Source organism: Flavobacterium sp. 38 (assembly GCF_057799715.1).
This window is the reverse complement of the sequence record NZ_JBYNWZ010000005.1, coordinates 117609-136854: the sequence shown is the minus strand read 5'-3', so window position 1 is coordinate 136854 and position 19246 is coordinate 117609. Positions and strand designations below refer to the sequence as shown.

The window sequence follows — 19246 nt, the reverse complement described above, 5'->3', positions numbered from 1 at the left end:
AAAATTAAAAATGATCACAATACAAACAACCGTTAATGCATCTCTAGATAAAGTTTGGAATTTTTGGAATACCCCAGAACATATTACAAAATGGAGTTTTGCTTCTCCAGATTGGCACACACCTTACGCAGAAGCCGATGTGAGAGAAGGAGGCAAATTCAAATCGACTATGGCAGCAAAAGACGGAAGCATGAGTTTTGACTTCGAAGGTGAGTTTACTCTGGTAAAACCAAACCAAGCACTTTCTTATGTAATGGCAGACGGAAGAAAGGTTGAAATTACGTTCACAGAAACTTCAAATGGTGTTGAAATAATTGAAAGCTTCGACCCAGAAACTCAAAATCCAGAAGAAATGCAGCGCGCTGGCTGGCAGGCCATTTTGGATAATTTTAAGTCTTATGTTGAGCAAAATTAGATTCAAAGTCTTCAGAAGTTACAAAGTTGCAAAGTGACAAAGCAACAAAGATTTAATGCGATGCGGTAAAAGTGAAGGATTTTATCGTTAAGCAAAAAATAAAAACTTAGCGTCTTAGTGCCTTCGTGGCAAAACATACCCGCAAAGGTTCAAAGATTTACATTTAAAATTTACTTACATAACTTATATGGTTTAAAAAAAAGAAGAAAAAATATCTAACCCAACAAAAAAACAAAAAATGACAAAACAAATATGGTTGAATCTTCCTGTAAAGGACGTAGCAAAAGCGAAAGATTTTTTCTGGAAAATAGGTTTTTCGTTTAATGAACAGCATGATACGCCAAGTTCGACGTGCATGATTGTAGGAGAAGGGCATTTTGTAGTAATGCTTTTTGAAGAAATGCTTTTTTCAAGTTTTTCTCAGCACAATCTCACCGATACAAAATCAAGTTCTGAAGTCTTGATTTCGATCGATGCAGAAAGCAGAGAAGAAGTAGATGAATTAGCAGAAAAAGTCAAAGAAGCTGGCGGAACTGTTTTTTCGCCTCCTGCAGAAAGTCAAGGATGGATGTATGGCTGCGGTTTTGCCGATTTGGATGGTCATCGTTGGAATGTTTTATTTATGGACTTTAGTAAATTACCCGGTTAATATGGAAAAATTAGTATTTAATATCGATGTAAAGGCTTCCAGAGAAAAGATTTGGAAAGTCTTATGGGACGACGCAACCTACAGAAAGTGGACAAGCTCTTTTTGCGGAGAAAGTTACGTGCAAACGAATTGGAACGAAGGCGATAAAATTTATTTTTTAGGGTCTGGCGGAGAGGGAATGAACAGTATAATTGAAACTAAAATTCCGAACGAATACATGGCGTTTAAACATATGGGCGAGCTTAAAGATTTTAAAGAAGTTCCGCCAAATGAAGAAACGAAAAAATGGATAGGAGCAATGGAAACCTACAGATTAATTCAAAAAGGGGATGTGGTTGATCTTCATGTAGAAGTCGACGTAATCGATAAACATATAGATTTCTTCAAAGAAGCTTTCCCAAAAGGATTGGAAACGATTAAAGAGTTAGCAGAGAATTAGTTCTCAGTGTTAAGGACTAGAAACAACAAACAACAAACAATAAACAATAAAAAACATCATGGCAGCAGTAAACCCATATTTAATGTTTAACGGGACATGCGAAGAAGCATTCCTATTTTATAAATCAGTTTTTGGCGGAGAATTTCCGTATATCGGAAAATTTAAAGATGCTCCAGCAGAAGAAGGAGAAGTGCTTTCTGAGGAGGCACAAAATAGAATTATGCACGTTTCACTTCCAATTGGGAATACCATTTTAATGGGAAGCGACACACATCCAAGATACGGAGACGTAGGTTTTGGAGATAATTTCTCTATTTCTATCAATGCAGAAAGCACAGAAGAAGCAGACCGAATTTTCAACGGACTTTCTGCTGGGGGACATGTAGAAATGCCACTGGCAGACACTTTCTGGGGAGCTTATTTCGGAATGTTCAAAGATAAATTCGGCATCAACTGGATGGTTAATTTTGATAAAAATGAACCAATGAAATAATCAAAAAGTTACGTTATCTTAATAATAAAAGATAATTGTTAAATTACTCGAAAAAGCACATTGATATGTGCTTTTTCTTTTCAAAAAAACAAGGATTATTCTTTTTTATCAACTAGAGATTGCCGATTTTTGTCGCTTCAAATTCAAGAAAGAAAAATGGCAGCAGAAGATAAAGAAATAATTTTATTAAAAGTTTCAGGACACGATAAAATTGGAGTTACAGCAGGCTTAACCGCAGTTTTAGCGGCATACGATGCTAATATTTTAGATATCGGTCAAGCCGATATTCATGATACACTTTCTTTGGGAATTTTGTTCGAAATTGCTGCTGGATCATCTTCGGCGCCAGTTTTAAAAGATCTTCTGTTCAAAGCTTACGAACTGGAAATTAAAGTAAAATTTATTCCGATTTCTATAGAAGATTATGAAACATGGGTAAAATCACAATCTAAACAACGTTACATTATCAATATTTTGGGCGAAAAACTGGCAGCTTCACAACTAGCGGCAGTAACCAAAATCATGTCAGATCAAAATCTGAATATCGATTCTATTATCCGATTGACGGGAAGAACTTCTATTGTCGAAAAAGAAGAATATCCGCGTTCTTGTATTCAATTGTCTGTAACAGGTGAAATTGTAAACAAGATTATCATGACGGCCAGTTTTATGGAAATTTCTAGAACGCTAAACGTTGATATTTCTTTTCAAGAAGACAATATCTACAGAAGAAATCGCCGTTTGGTTTGCTTCGATATGGATTCTACTTTAATCCAAACTGAAGTAATCGACGAATTGGCAGAACTAAACGGAGTAGGAGATCAAGTGCGTGCCATTACAGAATCGGCTATGAACGGAGAAATTGATTTTAACGAAAGTTTCAAACAACGTATGGCTTTGCTTGAAGGTTTGAGCGAAGAAGTATTGCAAAACGTTGCTGTCAACTTGCCAATAACACAAGGAGCGCATCGTTTGATGAAAGCCTTAAAGTATTACGGATATAAAACCGCAATTCTTTCTGGAGGATTTACCTATTTCGGAGAATATCTTCAAAAAGAATTAGGCATAGATTACGTTCACGCCAATCAGTTAGAAATAAAAGATGGTAAGCTAACCGGAAAATATATCGGCGACATTGTAGACGGTCAGAAAAAAGCCGAACACTTAAAAGCAATTGCCGAAAAAGAAGGAATCCACATTAACCAAACTATCGCAGTTGGAGACGGAGCAAACGATTTGCCAATGCTAAACCTAGCCGGTCTCGGAATCGCTTTTCACGCCAAACCAAAAGTAAAAGAAAGCGCTTCAACATCTATTTCAAGTTTAGGTCTCGACGGTGTTTTATATCTTTTAGGATATCACGATCGCTATATCGATATGATGTAAAATCTATTCATAAGAATAGTTTTCAATAGTTTTGTCACCCTGAGCGGAGTCGAAGGGCGCTCCAATAGGACACGGGCTTCTCCCGAAGCGTCGGGACGCTCAGTCTGACAATCGAAATTCATAGTTTTGTCCTCCTGAGCGAAGTCGAAGGACGACAATCAAGATAAAATAAACCTCAGTCTCTCAATTAAAAAGAGCTGAGGTTTTTTATTTGGGCATGTCCCGCCAGAAAAAGGCGGGTCGGGCTATCCGTTGCAATCTTTTGTGCCGAACCCCGGCACAAAAGGATTTCCACTTCTATCCCTCATGCGGGTTAGTGGAATTTCCGTTTTTAAAGAATTAAAGAAATGTGAATTGCCTCCAGCTTTAGCTGGAGGTATGGAAGAAAACAAAAAAAAGGCTTTAGCCAAATGTTTAACAGGTTTGGCTAAAGCCTTCAAAGAGTCTTTTTAGAACCACTAGCTAAAGCTAGTGGCAATTTATATTTTTTTATAGGGCTATTTTATTCACGAGATTCCAACTCTCTTTTCATTTCTTTTAAATTTCTAACATTTAAAATCAGAATTGGCAATAAAGCAATAGGAACAACATTCATAGAACTAAAACCTTTCATGAAAATAATGAACAAGTTAAGAGCAAATAACATAAACAATACAACAGCAAAAATAGCATTAACCGTTTTCAATGTCTTCTGATTTTTAATCAGTTCTTCTGTTGTCATTTCGCTAAATTTAGTATTCTTCATGTGTTTTATTTAGATAAAAATCATTTGTAATTTTAATTCGTGAATTCGTGGCGGAAAAAAATCAACACATTTCCTTCAACTGCTCCAAATAATCCCTCTGATTCGAAAGTCTCGGAATCTTATGCTGTCCGCCTAACTTATCTCTTTCTTTTAACCAATCATAAAAAAGATTTTCGCGAGCAACATTAACCACCAAAGGATTCAAAGTCATATTGTTGTAGCGTTTGGCTTCGTAATCAGAATTTAAAGTTTGTAGCGTTTCGTCTAAAACTTTTTGGAAAAGGCCAACATCAGCAGGGTGTTTCTTAAATTCGATCATCCATTCGTGTGCGCCTTTTTCTTTGTCTTGCATAAAAATAGGAGCAACCGTATAATCAATCACTTCAGTTTGTGTAACCTGGCACGCTTTTGCAATAGCCTGATCAGTATTTTCGACCATCAATTCTTCACCAAAAACATTAATATGATGTTTCGTTCTTCCCGTAACCCTAATTCTATACGGATTTAAAGAGGTAAAACGAACTGTATCGCCAATCAAATAGCGCCATAAACCAGAATTGGTAGTAATAACAATTGCGTAGTTTTTATTCAATTCGACATCAGCCAGACGAATCACTTTTTGGTTTGGAGTTCCAAAAGTATCCATCGGAATAAATTCGTAGAAAATTCCGTAATCCAGCATCAGTAATAAATCACTTGAATTATTCAAATCCTGAATAGCAAAAAAACCTTCAGAAGCATTGTATATTTCGTAATATCTAAAATCTTTGCTTGGCAGAATATTTTTGTATTGTTCTTTGTATGGAGAAAAACTCACACCGCCATGAAAATAAACTTCTAGGTTGGGCCAAAGTTCGAATAAATTCTGTTTTCCTGTATTTTCCAACACTCTATTCATCAATACCAACATCCAAGAAGGAACACCAGCAAAACTGGTTACATTTTCGTTTTTAGTTTCATTGATGATAGCAGCCATTTTTGTTTCCCATTCGCTCATCAGCGAAGTTTTGCTGCTTGGCGTGCTGCTAAATTCTGCCCACATTGGCATATTCTCAATCAGAATAGCCGACAAATCGCCAAAGAAAGTATTGTTGTTTTCGTAAATTTGAGAACTTCCGCCTAAACGAAGGCTTTTTCCCAAAAACAATTCAGAATCTTCGTTATTGTTTAAATAAAGACACAAAAGATCTTTACTGCCTTTATAATGGCAATCTTCAAGCGCTTCATTGCTTACTGGAATAAATTTACTTTTGGCATTTGTGGTACCGCTCGATTTGGCAAACCATTTAATTGGAGTTTCCCAAAAAACGTTTTGTTCGCCCAAACGCGTACGCTCAATAAGAGGCTGCAGTTCTTCGTAAGTTGCAATCGGAACTCTTTCTGCAAAAGTCTGATAAGAGTTAATAGTCGAAAATTCATATTGTTTACCAATAACCGTATTTTCAGACGCCATCAATAAGTTGTGCAATAATTCTTCCTGAACTTCATTAGGATATTTTAAAAAAAGCTCTATTTGATGAATCCTTTGTTTTAGGACCCAAGATGCAAACGAATTGATAATTGATAAAGGCATGAATCTGGTTTTTAGTTAACTGATTTTAGGTTTTTAATCTTACAATCTGTGTAAAACAAAAAAACTTAAAATTTGAATATCGAGAGACAAATAGTAACTTTGTCTTCATATCAAAAATAATGTTTTTTTGTAAAAAACAATTCGATTTGAAGTAAAGATTCTACCTAATAAGTCGAATTTTAACACAAAAAACTTTAAATCTTTTGATAAGTCTAAATCAGCAATTATAAATAAAAAAACGAATGCAATATCAAGGTGTACTGACAAAAATGCAAACTGAACTTGGAAGCCCAATTCAATACTATTTAGTTTTCGAGGATAGTTTCTTAAATGTTAATCAGTTATTAGACAAAGAAATTGAAATCAATTTTGTGGGCTGTCAATGCTTGAATTGCGGTAAAAAGAAAAAAATATACCGTCAAGGTTTTTGTTACGAATGTTTTTATTCAAGTCCGGCAGTTGGAGATTGGATTATGAGACCAGAATTGAGTACAGCGCATTTAGGAATTGCAGATCGAGATTTAGAATATGAATCGAAAGCACAGTTACAGCCGCACATTGTATATCTGGCTTCGGCATGCGAAATAAAAGTTGGAGTAACCCGCAAAACGCAAGTCCCAACTCGTTGGATCGATCAAGGTGCTTCTCAGGCAATTGCAATCGTTGAGGTTCCGAATAGATATTTGGCAGGAATAACAGAGGTAGCTTTAAAAGATCATTATACAGATAAAACCAATTGGAGAAAAATGCTCCAGAATTCGGTTGAAACTTTTGATTTAATCGCAGAAAAAGCAAAAATAGAAAGTTTGATTCCAGCAGAAGTTAGAGATTACTTTTATGCACAAAAGAATGATCTTTACGAACTTCAATATCCAGTTTTAAATTATCCGGCAAAAGTGAATAGTTTAAATCTAGATAAAACACCTTCTTTTACAGGAAAATTGACTGGAATAAAAGGGCAATATTTATTATTTGAAAACGGAACAGTTTTCAATATTAGAGGTTCAGAAGGTTACGTGGTTACAATAAACGTCTAGAGTTATAGCCCATTCGTCTATTTTTGGCTTATAATGGTATAATTATAATCTTAAATTTAAAATAAAGGTTATACTTTGGCAACTTTCTAGAATAAATGATGTGAATTTTGATATTATAATTTACAATTCTATAATATTTACTTTATTCAAATAATTTATTTTTAAGAAAAATTTAACTTATATTTGGTTTGGTGTACACACTCACAAACCGAATATGGTTAAAGTTTTTTAATTCAAAAAAAACAAATTATTAAATGAGTAACTTAAAGAAAGTTAATGTTTTTAGGCGTTCATTAATGCGAAATCTAACTAAGAATATAGGAAATTCTGGAGTTAGTAATGCAGGGCCTATAGATAAGAGCAAAATTAAAAAAGTCTTGATCTGCAGACCTAATGGACGATTAGGGAATATGCTTTTAATTACGCCTCTAGTTCAGGAAGTGAGTAAAATTTTTCCAGATTGTAAAATTGATGTGTTCGTAAAAGGAATGCTGGCGCCAATTGTTTTTGAAGAATACGAAAACATCGATAAGATTATCCATCTGCCTAAAAAGCCTTTTAAAGAATTGGTAAAATACTTTAAGGTTTGGACGCTCATTAGAAATCAAAATTATGATATTGCTATAAATGTCGATCAGAATTCTTCTTCGGGAAGGCTGGGAGTAAAGTTTTCAACAGCAAAATATAAGTTTTTCGGAAATCTTCCAGAAGGCGTTACCTTAGAATATCCAGATTACGATCATATTGCAAAATATCCAGTTTATAACTTTAGATATTTTTTAAGCCAAGTAGGAATAGAAGATAAAAATGATCCTATTGCACTTTTGGATTTAAAATTATCTGATGCCGAAATTGCAAACGGAAAACAGATTTTAGATAAAATTATTGATCCAGCTAAAAGAACGATTGCTATTTTTACCTACGCAACAGGAGAAAAATGTTACTGTGTTTCTTGGTGGGAAGAATTTTATACAGCTTTGAAAAAAGAATTTCCAAACGATAATATTTTTGAAGTTTTGCCAGTAGAAAATGTTTCTCAAATAAACTTCGAAGCGCCAACTTTTTACAGTAAAGATGTTCGGGAAATAGGTTCTGTATTGGCCAATGTAGATGTTTTTGTTGGCGCAGACAGCGGAATTATGCATTTGTCAAGTGCTTCAAAAGCTCCAACAGTAGGTTTGTTTTCGGTTTCTAATTTGAAGAAATACGAACCTTACGGAAATGGAAGTGTAGGCTTGGATACCAATACTTTAGCCGTTCCAGATTTTATAAAAGCAATGCACAAAATATTAGATAAATAAAAAAAAGAAAAACCTGTTTTTTAAAACAGGTTTTTCTTTTTAAGGGACTAAGCTACTAAGGTGCTAAGCTCCTAAGTTCTCAAAGTTAAAAACTTAGAAGCTTAGTGTCTTAGCACCTTAGTAGCTTTTACTAGGGATTCTTCTTCTTAAACAATCCATTCAATAAATCACTGGCTTTTTTAGTTACTTCCTGAGTTTTTTGCTCTTTTTCAGTTTTAGCCGCTTGAGTCGTATCTTTTGCTTTTGTGTTTTTGTTGATCAAATCTGTTAAAGCAGAAGTTCCTTTTTGAGTCAGTTTTTCTTTTTGCTGGTTCACCAATTGTGTAGTCAAATTGCTCACCGCCGCTTTCATGTCTGTACTGATTTTAGGATTTGAAAAGTTACCGGTCAAAGAAGCATTAATTGGAATATTGTCCAGTTTTGCAGCATCGGCAGGAGATAATTTTGCAATTAGATTATTAGCTTCAGTACCTAGATATTTAGCAGGAACATCAAATTTAAGCGTGTAATTCATAGTTTGGTCAAAACCGTGCGTTCCGCCAATGGTAGCTTTAATATCTTGATATTTAATGTCAAATGGTTTTACATTTACTTTTCCGTTATCAAAAGTCAATGCCATTTTCAAATCATTTAAATTCAATTTGTTCAAATCAAGAAACTTAACATTTGAAGTCAACGAATTTAAAACAGTTGAGTTTTTTGCATTTACAGTAGTCGACAACAATTGCCCCAATAAATCTCCTGAAATAGATTTTAAATCTGGAGTCAGTTCTTTTGCATCCAAATTACCATTTAATTTGATGGTCGAATTCAATTTTCCGTTAATGATTCCCGCGATTGGAGCGATTTTTTTCATCATATCCAACTGCGTAAAAGTTTGTGCGATATCAACTTGATTGAATCCTAAATTCATATCAAAAGTCGGCACTTTTTCTTTTGTAGAAACAGCTCCGTTTAGACCAATAGATCCGCCGAAAATATTGGTTTTAAAGTTTTCAAGAGTTGCTTTTTCATCTTTAATAAGCAATCTTCCAGAAACATCTTTTAGTTTTAAATTGTCATATAAAACCGTTGTTGCTTTTGCATTTAAAGTACAGTTTAAGAACGCAGGAATCTTCATTGCCTCAGCAGGTTTTGCTGGGGTTTTTGTTTCTGTTTTTGCAGGCTCGCCAGAAGTCATAAAATCATCAACCGCCAATTGGTTTGAACTCATATTAAAGTTTCCTTTAAGCTCTTGTTTTTTAAACATAAAACCATAGAAATTCTCTAGAACTCCATTTATGCTGATATCACTTTTTCCAGTTGTAGCATCAAATTGTTTTAAGTTGATTGTACTTGTATTAAACTGAACTAATGCAGTACTAATGTTCATCGATTTGTTGTTTTCGTCAGTATATTTAAATCCTGACAAACTCATTGTACCAGCATTTTTGATGTTTTGGTATTGGCTTTTTTCTACAGAAGCCATATCAAAATTAGTGGTAACATCAGCTTTTAAAATACCCGCCAAAGGTTTATCCATCTTGATAGGATACGCTTTTGAAAGATTCGCCAAATTGATTGTTCCTCTTAAAGCCGCATCAACAATCGGATTTACAGTTATGTTTTTGATATTCGCTTTAGCGTTAAAAACATCCTGATCAATTCTAAAAGATAACTTATCTAGGTTAACATAAGTATCATTTAAAATTCCAGTTTCGTTGATAATTTTGGTGTCAATAACAATATTCTGAACCGATTTTGGAAGGTTAGGATATTGGAAAGAAGCATTGTTTGATGCAATTTCGATATTGAATTTAGGAACAGTTGTATCTGTAAGTTCTCCTTTTGCAAAACCGTTTACAGTAAAATCTCCAGTTGTTTTTACACCCTCTAAGCTTGAAGAATAAGCAGAAGGAATTAAACCTAAGAAATTGGTAAACGATGAAGTAGGCGTTTTAAACTTTAAATCGTAAATCTGCGCTTTTTCGGCCATCTGGATGAATCCGTCAAATTCTAAAGGCAATTGATTAATTAAAGCTTTGTTTTCTTTGAAAGTATATTTGCTCTTTTCTAAATCAATACCAAGAACAGCATCTAGCGTTAGTTTCACATTTTTCATGTAATTCATCTTATCCATGTCCAATGAAACTTTCGCAGTAGATTTTGTAGTTAAATCTAATTTAGAATTGGTAAAATCTCCAGTTCCTTCGTGGTTTAAACTGTCAATTACCATTTTAATTTTAGAACCTTGATCGATGTATCTAAAAGTAAAATTCTCAATTTTATAGTTCTGAATTTTTAAAGCAAGCGGTTTACTTTCCTCGCTTTTTGTTTCTTCTTTTTTATCTTTTAATGCGATATCAAAGTTTCCGACACCATCTTTATTAAAAATGATATTCACTAATCCGTTTGTAGAGCTAATTCCCTGAATGTTTAAAGGTTCTTCTTTTCCTTTGAAAAGTTCTTTAATGCTCATTTTTAAGTTCAGCTCTCCCAGAGATACTAATGTATCGCCTTCAAAAGGAGCTTTGTTTATGATAACTAATTTCTCGATTCCAACAGTAGCATTTGGAAAATTCTTGAATAAACTTAAATCGGCATCTGTAAAACTTACTTTGGCATCAACGCTTTCGTTAATGGCCTCGACAATTTTAGATTTGATTTGGTCTTTAAACAAAAACGGAATGGCAAATAATGCCGCAACAAATACCACAAGTACTATGGCACTTATTTTTAAAACTTTTTTTAGCATATTAATAGATTTGAGGGTTTACATAAATCGACTCCACAAAAATAGTTTTTTTTGCAAGAGTCCAAAATAAAGTTTTCTTAAAAATGTAAGAATTAACTTTATTTTAAAGAATTAAAAAAATCCGCTCTGATATTAGATCAAAACGGATTTTTTAAGGTGTTATTTTATTATTTCTGAATAAATGAAACTATTTTCTCGACTAATGCTTCAGAAATAGGAAGAGTTTCGTTATTGTAGCTCGCTATATTGTCTTCCTGATTGCCATCAATAATTTTCATAATATGATTCATCTTATCAATAATCTGCAATTCAGCATTTTTATTAGCCTGTTTTAAATTTTCGGCATCTTTAACCGCGATCTGTAGATCATTGTTTCCTTGTGCGATTAAAACCGGAATAGTGAGTTTCTGTATTTCGGTCTGCGGATTGTATTTGAACCATGAAATCAGGTAAGGCTGAATACTTGGCCTGAAAAGAGAATTCAGCATCGGATCGACTTTTTTTACCTCAAATCCATTTTTTAAACTGTCAATAATTGGAAAAGTTAAGTCGTTAAGCTGTTTCATGGATTTTGCTCCAATCTGCGTTTTCAAGATTTTATCAGCGGGCTCGCCTGCGCCTGCAATCGAAACAAATTTATCGGCTTTTGCACTCGCAACCATTCCAATCAGAGAACCTTCGCTATGACCAATTATAATTATTTTAGAAAAGCGTTTGTCTAGTTTTAGGTAATTAATCCAGCTTTTTGCGTCTTGAATGTAATTTTCAAAAACCAGACTGCTTTCAGATCCGCCTGCCGCTTTACTCTCGCCAATGGCTCTTTTGTCATAGCGTAATGATGCAATTCCGTTTTTTGCGAGCGCATCAGCCAGCATTTTTAACGAATTGTTTTTCATCATCGGATTATTTCCATTTCGGTCCGTTGGGCCAGAACCAGCAATAATTAAAGCAACTGGATATTTTTTGGTCAAATCTGGAGTTGTCAGCGTGCCGAAAATCTGATCGGTATTTATTTTTAATATGGCTGGCGTTTCCTTAAAAGTGATTTCTTTCTTGTCTTGAGCATTTATAAAACTCCAAAACAAAACCGTTAAAAAAAGAATTACTTTATTCATTTTTCAATTCAATTAATAAATATTGATTCCGTAAGGCAATATCGCTTGAACTCCTTTTTGTTTTTGGAATTTCTTAACCTGCTCGATCAGAAGGTAGTTTTCTTCGCCGATTTCTTCTTTGATGAAAGCCTCTTTAGATTTTGCAAAAGGAAGTCCTGAAATAAGATCGTTTAGCGTTTTTTCGTATTCAGGATAATTCTGAGTGCTGTATTTTTTTACTTTAGCTATTTTCGCAGCTTCAGCAATCGCATCATTCAATCCGCCGATTTTATCAACTAAACCAATTTTCAACGCTTCCGATCCAGACCAAACTCTTCCTTGCGCAATAGAATCAACTTGTGTAAAAGTCATTTTACGGCCTTCTGCCACATGAGTTACAAAAGTGTTGTAGATTTTTTCGACTCCTTCTAAAGTGAACGCTTTGAATTTTTCATCAACTGGAACAAACGGACTGTAGTTTGCCGAATTCTCATGCGTTTTTACTTGCTCAGAGTTAATTCCTAATTTATTGGCTAACGGACTAAAGTTTGGCAGCATTCCGAAAACACCAATAGAACCTGTAATGGTATTGTTTTCAGCAAAAATTTTATTGGCGTTGCAAGCAATATAATAACCGCCAGATGCAGCGTAATTACCCATAGAAACTACAACTGGTTTTACTTTTTTGGTAATTTCAATTTCTCTCCAAATTAAATCAGAAGTTAGCGCGCTACCGCCTGGACTGTCAATTCTAAGAACGATAGCTTTTACGTCATCATTTTTTCTGGCTTCTTGCAGAGAGCGTCGCATCGAACCTTCGCCAATAGTGTTGACATCTCCTTCGCCACTACCAATTTCGCCTTGAGCGTAAATAATAGCAATCTGATCTGTTGCCGAATTGGCCAAAGCAGTCGTTACATAATTTTGAGTATAATCTGCAATCGAAATTTTATTGTAATCTTCGTCTTTGTCCACTTTTAGCGCTTTTCTGATAGCGTCATGGTAAACATCTTCATAAGCTACAATATCGACCAAATGCTGTTGTTTTGCCATTTCTGGAGTTCGTGCCAAAAGGCCATTGGCAATTTCGTTCAATTTAGGAAGCGGAATATTTCTGCTTTTTGCAATATCGCTAGAAACGGTAGCCCAAATAGAGTTTAAAAGAGCCGTAATCTGTTCTCTATTGGCATCACTCATTTTATTTTCTAAGAAAGGCTCAACGGCACTTTTATATTTTCCGTGACGGATAACTTCCATACGAATTCCCGATTTGTCCTGAAAATCTTTGAAAAACATCACTTCAGATGAAAGACCTTTAAAATCAAGATCTCCAGCAGGATTTATATAAATGGTGTTGGCAACAGAATTTAGATAATATTCTTTTTGAGAATAAGTATTAGCGTAAGCCCAAACAAATTTTCCTGATTTTTTAAAGCTTTCCAAAGCATTTCTCAAATCTTTATACTGAGCAAGACCAAGAGAAGATTCATCATTTAAGATCGAAATTCCTTTGATGTTGTCATCGGTTTTAGCTGCTTCAATCGCATTAATAACATCGGTCAAGCCAATGCCTTTTTGCTCAGAAAAGCGAGTAACCCAAGGATCTTTATATTTTCCGGCGTAATCGTTTTTAATTTCTTTTAAATTCAATTCAATAACCGAATCCGATTTAACAGAAACACTATCGTCTCCGCCAAAAATAACTCCTAGAAAGATTACTCCAAAAAAGAAGAGCATGATAAAAACAAAAATACCAATTACGGTGGCAATTACATTTCCTAAAAACTTCATATGTATATTTTTTTTATAAGTAGCAAAAAAGAGCAAATTGTTACAAACGAGACATCTAAATTATTGATCGAATTTGAGACGTCGTTTCACAAATATATTGGTTAATTCTAAAATAGTTTTAGTTAATTTGCATTAATTATGAAATTACAGCATCAAGTCGTTTTATCGATAGGCAGCAACCAAGGCAGCAGACTAGAAAACATTCAAAATTGTATTGATTTACTGCATCAAAATGTTGGTACTGTTATCCAAGTTTCCAAACTTTATGAATCTCCTGCTTGGGGTTTTGAAAGTGATGCTTTTTATAATTGTGCATTGCTTTTGCATACCAATTTATCTGCTCATAAAATACTCAATCAAATTTTAAAGGTCGAAAAAGAATTAGGGAGAATCCGCTTAAATCAAGAAGGATATCAGTCTAGGATTATTGATGTCGATTTGATTGTTTTTGATGATGAAATAATTGATACGGAAAAACTTCAGGTTCCGCATCCGCTAATGCAAAATAGGAATTTTGTGCTGCTTCCTATGCGGGATTTAAAACTAAATTGGGAACATCCGATTTTAAAAAAAACAATTCCAGAACTGATTTCAATTACTCCCGATGAAAGTATTTGTACGGTTGTTCAAAGCTTAGAAAGTCCGATTGATAAAATTCCGCTCAACCGATTTAATTATGTTTCTTTTGAAGGAAATATTGGAGCAGGGAAAACAACTTTAGTACATAAAATTGCAGAAGATTTTAACGGAAAAACTGTTTTAGAAAGATTTGCTGATAATCCGTTTCTGCCGAAGTTTTACAAGGATCAGAATCGATATGCGTTTCCTTTAGAAATGTCCTTTTTAGCCGACCGTTATCAGCAATTATCTGATGATTTGGCGCAATTTGATTTATTCAAAGATTTTATCGTTGCCGATTATCATATTTTTAAGTCGTTGATTTTTGCAAAAATAACGCTTGCAGAAGATGAATATCGTTTGTACAGAAATCTATTCGATATCATTTACAAAGAAATGCCAAAACCAGATTTGTATATTTATTTGTATCAGAATACAGATCGGCTTCTTCAAAACATCAAAAAACGCGGACGTGTTTACGAACAGAATATTGAAGCGGTATATTTAGAGAAAATCAATAACGGTTATCTGGAATACATAAAATCTCAAACCGATTTGAATGTTTTAATCATCGATGTTTCGGATCGCGATTTTGTAAAAAAACACGAAGATTATCTTTATATTTTAGATGAAATTCAGAATAAGTTAATTGGTTAATGTGCCAATTAGAGAATTAGATAATTTTCTTAGTTTGTCGCAAATTAAATAACTAATATTTTGCCTCATAATATAATCGACACATTTTTTCCATTACCAAATTACCAAATTATCTCATTTTCTAATTATCTAATTAAAAAATTACCTAATTATACCAAGTTGTTTTCTCACTTTTACAGATAATTTCTCCTGAACAAGATTATAAGACTGCTGAATGTATTTTTTCCATTCTGACTTTTTCATTCGTGTAATATCATCAATTAAAACCCATTTGTATTTTGCAACATATGGCGCTGGTTTAAATCCAGGTTTATTGCTCATTTCTTCAAATTCTTCGTCCAAAACTTTAAACGAAGCCGATGTAGGATTTTGATCCAATCCTACCACACAATACATTTTAGTGCCTACTGAAAACACAAGATCATGCTCCCATTTAATATCTTCGGTTGTGCCAGTTAATTTTTGGCAGATTTCTCGAATTATTTCTATATCCATTTTATGCTTTTAGTAATTTTTAGAATTAGATTATTAGGCAATGTGTCAATTAGATAATTTAAGCAGAAATCCAAAGTATTATCTAATTTTCTAATTGACACATTATATAATTGATAAACTATCTTTTTAAAGTAAAATGTCCTCTTAAAACCGGCATCGAATCATCGACTTTTAATGCATACCAATAATCGGAAGCGGGAAGTGGAATTTGATTTAAAGTGCCATCCCAGCTCATTTTGAAACGGCTTAATTGTGCTACAAGTTTTCCGTAGCGATCAAAAATAGTAACAACTGCCTGAGGGTAATTTTCCATTCCGGTTACTTCCCAGATGTCGTTGTAAGTATCATTATTTGGTGTGAAAAATGGAGGAAAAACCAGTACTACAAATTGTTTTTCATTTTCACCACATCCGCTTTTTTCTCGTGCATAAGCGGTCTGAAGTCCTCCAGGAACATCATAAAATACATTAGAATCTTGATAATTGACACCATCTACAGAATATTCAAAATAATCTTCTGCTTTTACAGGATAAATAATCGCTCTAGTTCCTTCAACATCTATACGGGCAATCTGCGGAACTTTATGTTCTTCGACTATGATTGTTTTTGTGCTAGTACAATTTTCAGGACTTGTAACAGCTACAGTATATGTTCCGCCTTCAGTAACATCTATAGTTTGAGTAGTTTTGCCGTTTGACCATAAATAACTCATGCCCGAAATTCCTGCGTCTAATGTTCTGGTTTGAAACTGGCACAAAGGCAAAGTTTCATTTGTAACAGCTGGTGGCGTATAAATGACAATATTTATTGGAATTCTAGTCGAATTTATGCATCCGCTATTTGAAGCTTCAGCGTAATAAGTTGTATTGGCTGTGATTGTTGGCGTTGTAAAAGTCGGTCCGGTAAAAAGACTTGTTGTTGCAGTTGCTGAATCGTACCAGTTTATGGTGCCAACATTTGAAGTCGCTTTTATAGTTAAACTTCCTGAACCGCAATTTGTATACGTATCTTGTTCTGCAATAGGAGTAGAAGGAGTAGTATTTACAGTTGCAGTTACCAATTTGCGGTTCGATTCGCAGCCAGCATCAACATAGTAAGTTGTGGTTGCAGTTATTATTGGAGTAGTGTAGCTTGGGCCTGTCGCCAATAAGTTACCGCCAACAGCAGCATCAAACCATCTTATTGTTGCTCCAGCAGTTGTTGTTGAATTCAAAGTAAAACTTCCAGAATCGCAAACTGCACTAGGAGTCAGAGGTTGTGTTGCTATGGGAATAGTAATTTTAGTACTCGCAGCAATTTCTAACGGAGCTTCACCCGGCATTCCGCCATATTCTACAATATATCCTTTTGGCTGATAATTGTCGCCAGGAGTTAAAGAACCCGTATTAGATAAATCATTCCAAGAACCCCTTATTCCAACGCCAGGCTGAGTGATGTGAGCATAATCTTCATCGCCTTGCTGGTTAGGTTCGCCATTATTCCAAAAAGCAAAATTTGGTGTTGAGCCATTGGCATTTCCATTCCAAAAAACAGTTCCATTTTCTGGTCCAGTAACCCATTTCCAAACACCTTCTGTTTCGGCATCGCTTCCGCCAATCCATCCCGTTCCAGAGGCTTGTTCACCAATTAATTTTGCTTCATCAGCAGATAAAATTGTGGCTAAATATCCTTGAAGCCCATAATAAGTGCGTGCCGATGCTGCATCTCGTGCCGCAGTCCATGTGATGCCAATACTTGAAACGTATTCGTAATAATGCTGTGTAGACGGCAAATAATTTGCTTTACCCATTGTAATAGAAAATGTTCTAATTCCAGAAGCCGTTGCAGAAGAATTTGTAAAAACAACATCTTTAATGGCTGCAACAAAATCTGAATATAAAACATCTGCTCCTGTAGGACTTGATAAGGTTAGTTTTCCAGCTGTTGCCTCCCAGCTTGTAGTAATATTTGGGTGTGATGCAGGATTTGAAAGTTCCAGTTTGTCAAGGCCACTCGAATATCCAGAAGAAACTTGAATATAAACAGCTTCAGTGCCTGTGTCTGATGGATCATTATCTATTGTAACATCTTCTACAATTTTAATAGTGCCTTGAGGACAGTATAATTGATCACCTTTGGCTTTGATAGAAGGAGGTGCAGTAGCTGCAATTCTACTGCAATCAGTAGAATATCTAGCCGTATTGTCTCTGTAAGAAGGCCAGTTGGCATTAGAGTAATTTTCGTTATCTACGAGAATGCACGTCAGAGTTGGATTGTTTTTAAAATCAACAGCAGTAAGGTTTGAGTTTTGCCCATTTTTTACATTCAGATAAGTCAATTGATTATTATCACACCAAAAATTGATTAGACTACGATTGGTAGAAATGTCCAAACTGGTTAATTGATTGAAACGGCAATTTAGAACGAACAATTTTGTGTTTTGTGTAACATTTAGCGAGGTCAAACGATTGGAAAGGATATTGAAATAACTAAGGTCAACATTAGAAGAAACATCAATGCTTGATAGGTTGTTAGAAGCACAGCTTAAATCTCGTAATAAAATATTTTTAGACAAATCTAAAGAGCTTATTTGATTTGCAGTACAATTTAAACCTATTAAGGCTAGATTTTTGCCAACATCTAAAGTAGTTAAAAGATTATTAGAGCAAAAAAGCGTTTGTAAAAGCAAGTTTTGAGATACGTCTAAACTGCTTATTTTATTATGATCTACAAATAAAGTTTCTAAAGCCGTATTTTTTGCAACATCAAGAGTGGTTAGCTCATTGTAACCGCAATCTAAATGTCTAAGCAGTAAATTTTTTGAAAGATCTAAAGAAGTAATTCTGTTATTGGTATAGGGATTATTATTGTCTGATAATCCCAAGTCTAATTGTTCTAAATTTGTAAAATACTCAATTCCAGTTAGATTAGAAATTCTTCTGCCGGGAATTGTTAAGATTTTTACATTGACAACATTGGCGGTAAGAACTTGATTATCAATAATGCCATTATCAATATTCAAATCGATTAAAGCTTGTTCAAAATTAGGGTCAGGAATTTGAGTATATTGTTGTGCAAATCCAATAAAACTGGACAGCAGTAAAGGGAATAAAAAAGACGCTTTTAAAAAGTAATGTTTTTTCATTTTATAAAAGTATCACTTTTATAATAACAAAAAAATATTTTTACATTTCTAACATTTTAAGTCTGAAAAATATTTTAAAATCACATTTTTTTAATAAAATCACGCGTTAATTTTTATTTGGCCAATTCATTTTTTGAAACAAATCCCAAACTACAATTCCGGCGCTTACAGAAATATTAAGAGAGTGTTTAGTTCCAAGCTGCGGAATTTCAATACATCCATCACAGATAGCAACAGCCTCTTGCGATACGCCGTAAACTTCATTTCCGAAAACTAAAGCATATTTTTGGTCTTTTTCGATTTTAAAATCTTGAAGAAAAACGGAGCTTTCAACTTGTTCAATTGCCATCGTCAGTACGTTTTCTTTCTTTAAGTTTTCTATGACTTTCAAAACATTTTCATGATGTTCCCAAGCAACAGTTTCGGTGGCGCCAAGAGCGGTTTTATGAATTTCTTTGTTTGGAGGAGTTGCAGTAATACCGCATAAAATTATTTTTTCAATCAAAAACGCATCAGCAGTTCTAAATACAGAACCAATATTATGCAGACTTCTAATATCGTCTAAAACTAATATTAAAGGGGTTTTCTCTGATTTTTTGAAATCTTCAATTGATTTGCGGTCTAGTTCGCTGTTTTCGAGTTTTCTCATTGTGTTTAATTCAAGTCATAAAAAAAGCTTCCAAAGATAAGGAAGC

The 19246-nt window shown here is 34.2% G+C and carries 16 protein-coding genes; 8 read left to right on the top strand and 8 right to left on the bottom strand.

Annotation, left to right across the window (positions count from 1 at the left end; genetic code table 11):
- Positions 1-10 precede the first annotated feature (10 nt).
- From AC3E9W_RS14275 to serB, 5 genes are all read left to right on the top strand, one after another.
- Entirely contained in the window at positions 11-415 is a 405-nt protein-coding gene (locus AC3E9W_RS14275) for an SRPBCC family protein (RefSeq protein WP_488768855.1), read from the top strand.
- Between the two features lie 238 nt (positions 416-653).
- Positions 654-1064 carry a VOC family protein gene (locus tag AC3E9W_RS14270; RefSeq protein WP_306159591.1) on the top strand — a complete coding sequence of 137 codons (411 nt, stop codon included), beginning with the start codon at positions 654-656 and terminating at the stop codon, positions 1062-1064.
- A 1-nt stretch (position 1065) separates the two neighbouring features.
- Positions 1066-1503 (top strand): SRPBCC family protein, encoded by a 438-nt coding sequence (locus tag AC3E9W_RS14265; RefSeq protein ID WP_488768854.1) that lies wholly within the window; start codon positions 1066-1068, stop codon positions 1501-1503.
- A 58-nt stretch (positions 1504-1561) separates the two neighbouring features.
- Positions 1562-1996 (top strand): VOC family protein, encoded by a 435-nt coding sequence (locus tag AC3E9W_RS14260; RefSeq protein ID WP_456893821.1) that lies wholly within the window; start codon positions 1562-1564, stop codon positions 1994-1996.
- Between the two features lie 156 nt (positions 1997-2152).
- Entirely contained in the window at positions 2153-3382 is a 1230-nt protein-coding gene (serB, locus tag AC3E9W_RS14255) for a phosphoserine phosphatase SerB (protein WP_488768853.1), read from the top strand.
- A 502-nt stretch (positions 3383-3884) separates the two neighbouring features.
- Here the strand turns inward: serB and AC3E9W_RS14250 are convergent.
- Positions 3885-4127 (bottom strand): redox-active disulfide protein 2, encoded by a 243-nt coding sequence (locus AC3E9W_RS14250; RefSeq protein WP_488768852.1) that lies wholly within the window; start codon positions 4125-4127, stop codon positions 3885-3887.
- A gap of 61 nt (positions 4128-4188) precedes the next feature.
- Positions 4189-5700, bottom strand: coding sequence for a GH3 auxin-responsive promoter family protein (locus tag AC3E9W_RS14245; RefSeq protein WP_456893825.1), 1512 nt, complete (start codon positions 5698-5700; stop codon positions 4189-4191).
- 242 nt (positions 5701-5942) lie between these two features.
- On the opposite strand from AC3E9W_RS14245, the gene AC3E9W_RS14240 reads away from it, so the two are divergent.
- The gene (locus tag AC3E9W_RS14240) at positions 5943-6737 is read left to right on the top strand and encodes a DUF2797 domain-containing protein (RefSeq protein ID WP_488768851.1); all 795 of its coding nucleotides are present in this window, start codon (positions 5943-5945) and stop codon (positions 6735-6737) included.
- A 254-nt stretch (positions 6738-6991) separates the two neighbouring features.
- Entirely contained in the window at positions 6992-8038 is a 1047-nt protein-coding gene (locus tag AC3E9W_RS14235) for a glycosyltransferase family 9 protein (protein ID WP_306159576.1), read from the top strand.
- Positions 8039-8168: 130 nt separating this feature from the next.
- Here AC3E9W_RS14235 and AC3E9W_RS14230 read toward each other — a convergent pair whose 3' ends face one another.
- From AC3E9W_RS14230 to sppA, 3 genes are all read right to left on the bottom strand, one after another.
- Positions 8169-10772, bottom strand: coding sequence for an AsmA family protein (locus AC3E9W_RS14230; RefSeq protein ID WP_488768850.1), 2604 nt, complete (start codon positions 10770-10772; stop codon positions 8169-8171).
- Between the two features lie 167 nt (positions 10773-10939).
- Entirely contained in the window at positions 10940-11887 is a 948-nt protein-coding gene (locus tag AC3E9W_RS14225; RefSeq protein ID WP_488768849.1) for an alpha/beta hydrolase family protein, read from the bottom strand.
- A 12-nt stretch (positions 11888-11899) separates the two neighbouring features.
- Entirely contained in the window at positions 11900-13657 is a 1758-nt protein-coding gene (gene sppA, locus AC3E9W_RS14220; RefSeq protein WP_488768848.1) for a signal peptide peptidase SppA, read from the bottom strand.
- A gap of 138 nt (positions 13658-13795) precedes the next feature.
- Between sppA and folK the strand changes: the two genes are divergently transcribed.
- A complete protein-coding gene (folK, locus tag AC3E9W_RS14215; RefSeq protein WP_488768847.1) occupies positions 13796-14932 on the top strand; it encodes a 2-amino-4-hydroxy-6-hydroxymethyldihydropteridine diphosphokinase in 1137 nt (378 codons plus the stop codon).
- Positions 14933-15073: 141 nt separating this feature from the next.
- On the opposite strand, the gene AC3E9W_RS14210 is transcribed toward folK, so the two are convergent.
- The 3 genes from AC3E9W_RS14210 to AC3E9W_RS14200 form a co-directional block, all read right to left on the bottom strand.
- Positions 15074-15427 carry an MmcQ/YjbR family DNA-binding protein gene (locus AC3E9W_RS14210; RefSeq protein ID WP_488768846.1) on the bottom strand — a complete coding sequence of 118 codons (354 nt, stop codon included), beginning with the start codon at positions 15425-15427 and terminating at the stop codon, positions 15074-15076.
- A gap of 118 nt (positions 15428-15545) precedes the next feature.
- Positions 15546-18551: an Ig-like domain-containing protein gene (locus AC3E9W_RS14205; RefSeq protein ID WP_488768845.1), complete on the bottom strand. Its 3006-nt coding sequence runs from the start codon at positions 18549-18551 to the stop codon at positions 15546-15548.
- Between the two features lie 106 nt (positions 18552-18657).
- Entirely contained in the window at positions 18658-19200 is a 543-nt protein-coding gene (locus AC3E9W_RS14200) for an RNA methyltransferase (protein ID WP_488768844.1), read from the bottom strand.
- Positions 19201-19246 lie beyond the last annotated feature (46 nt).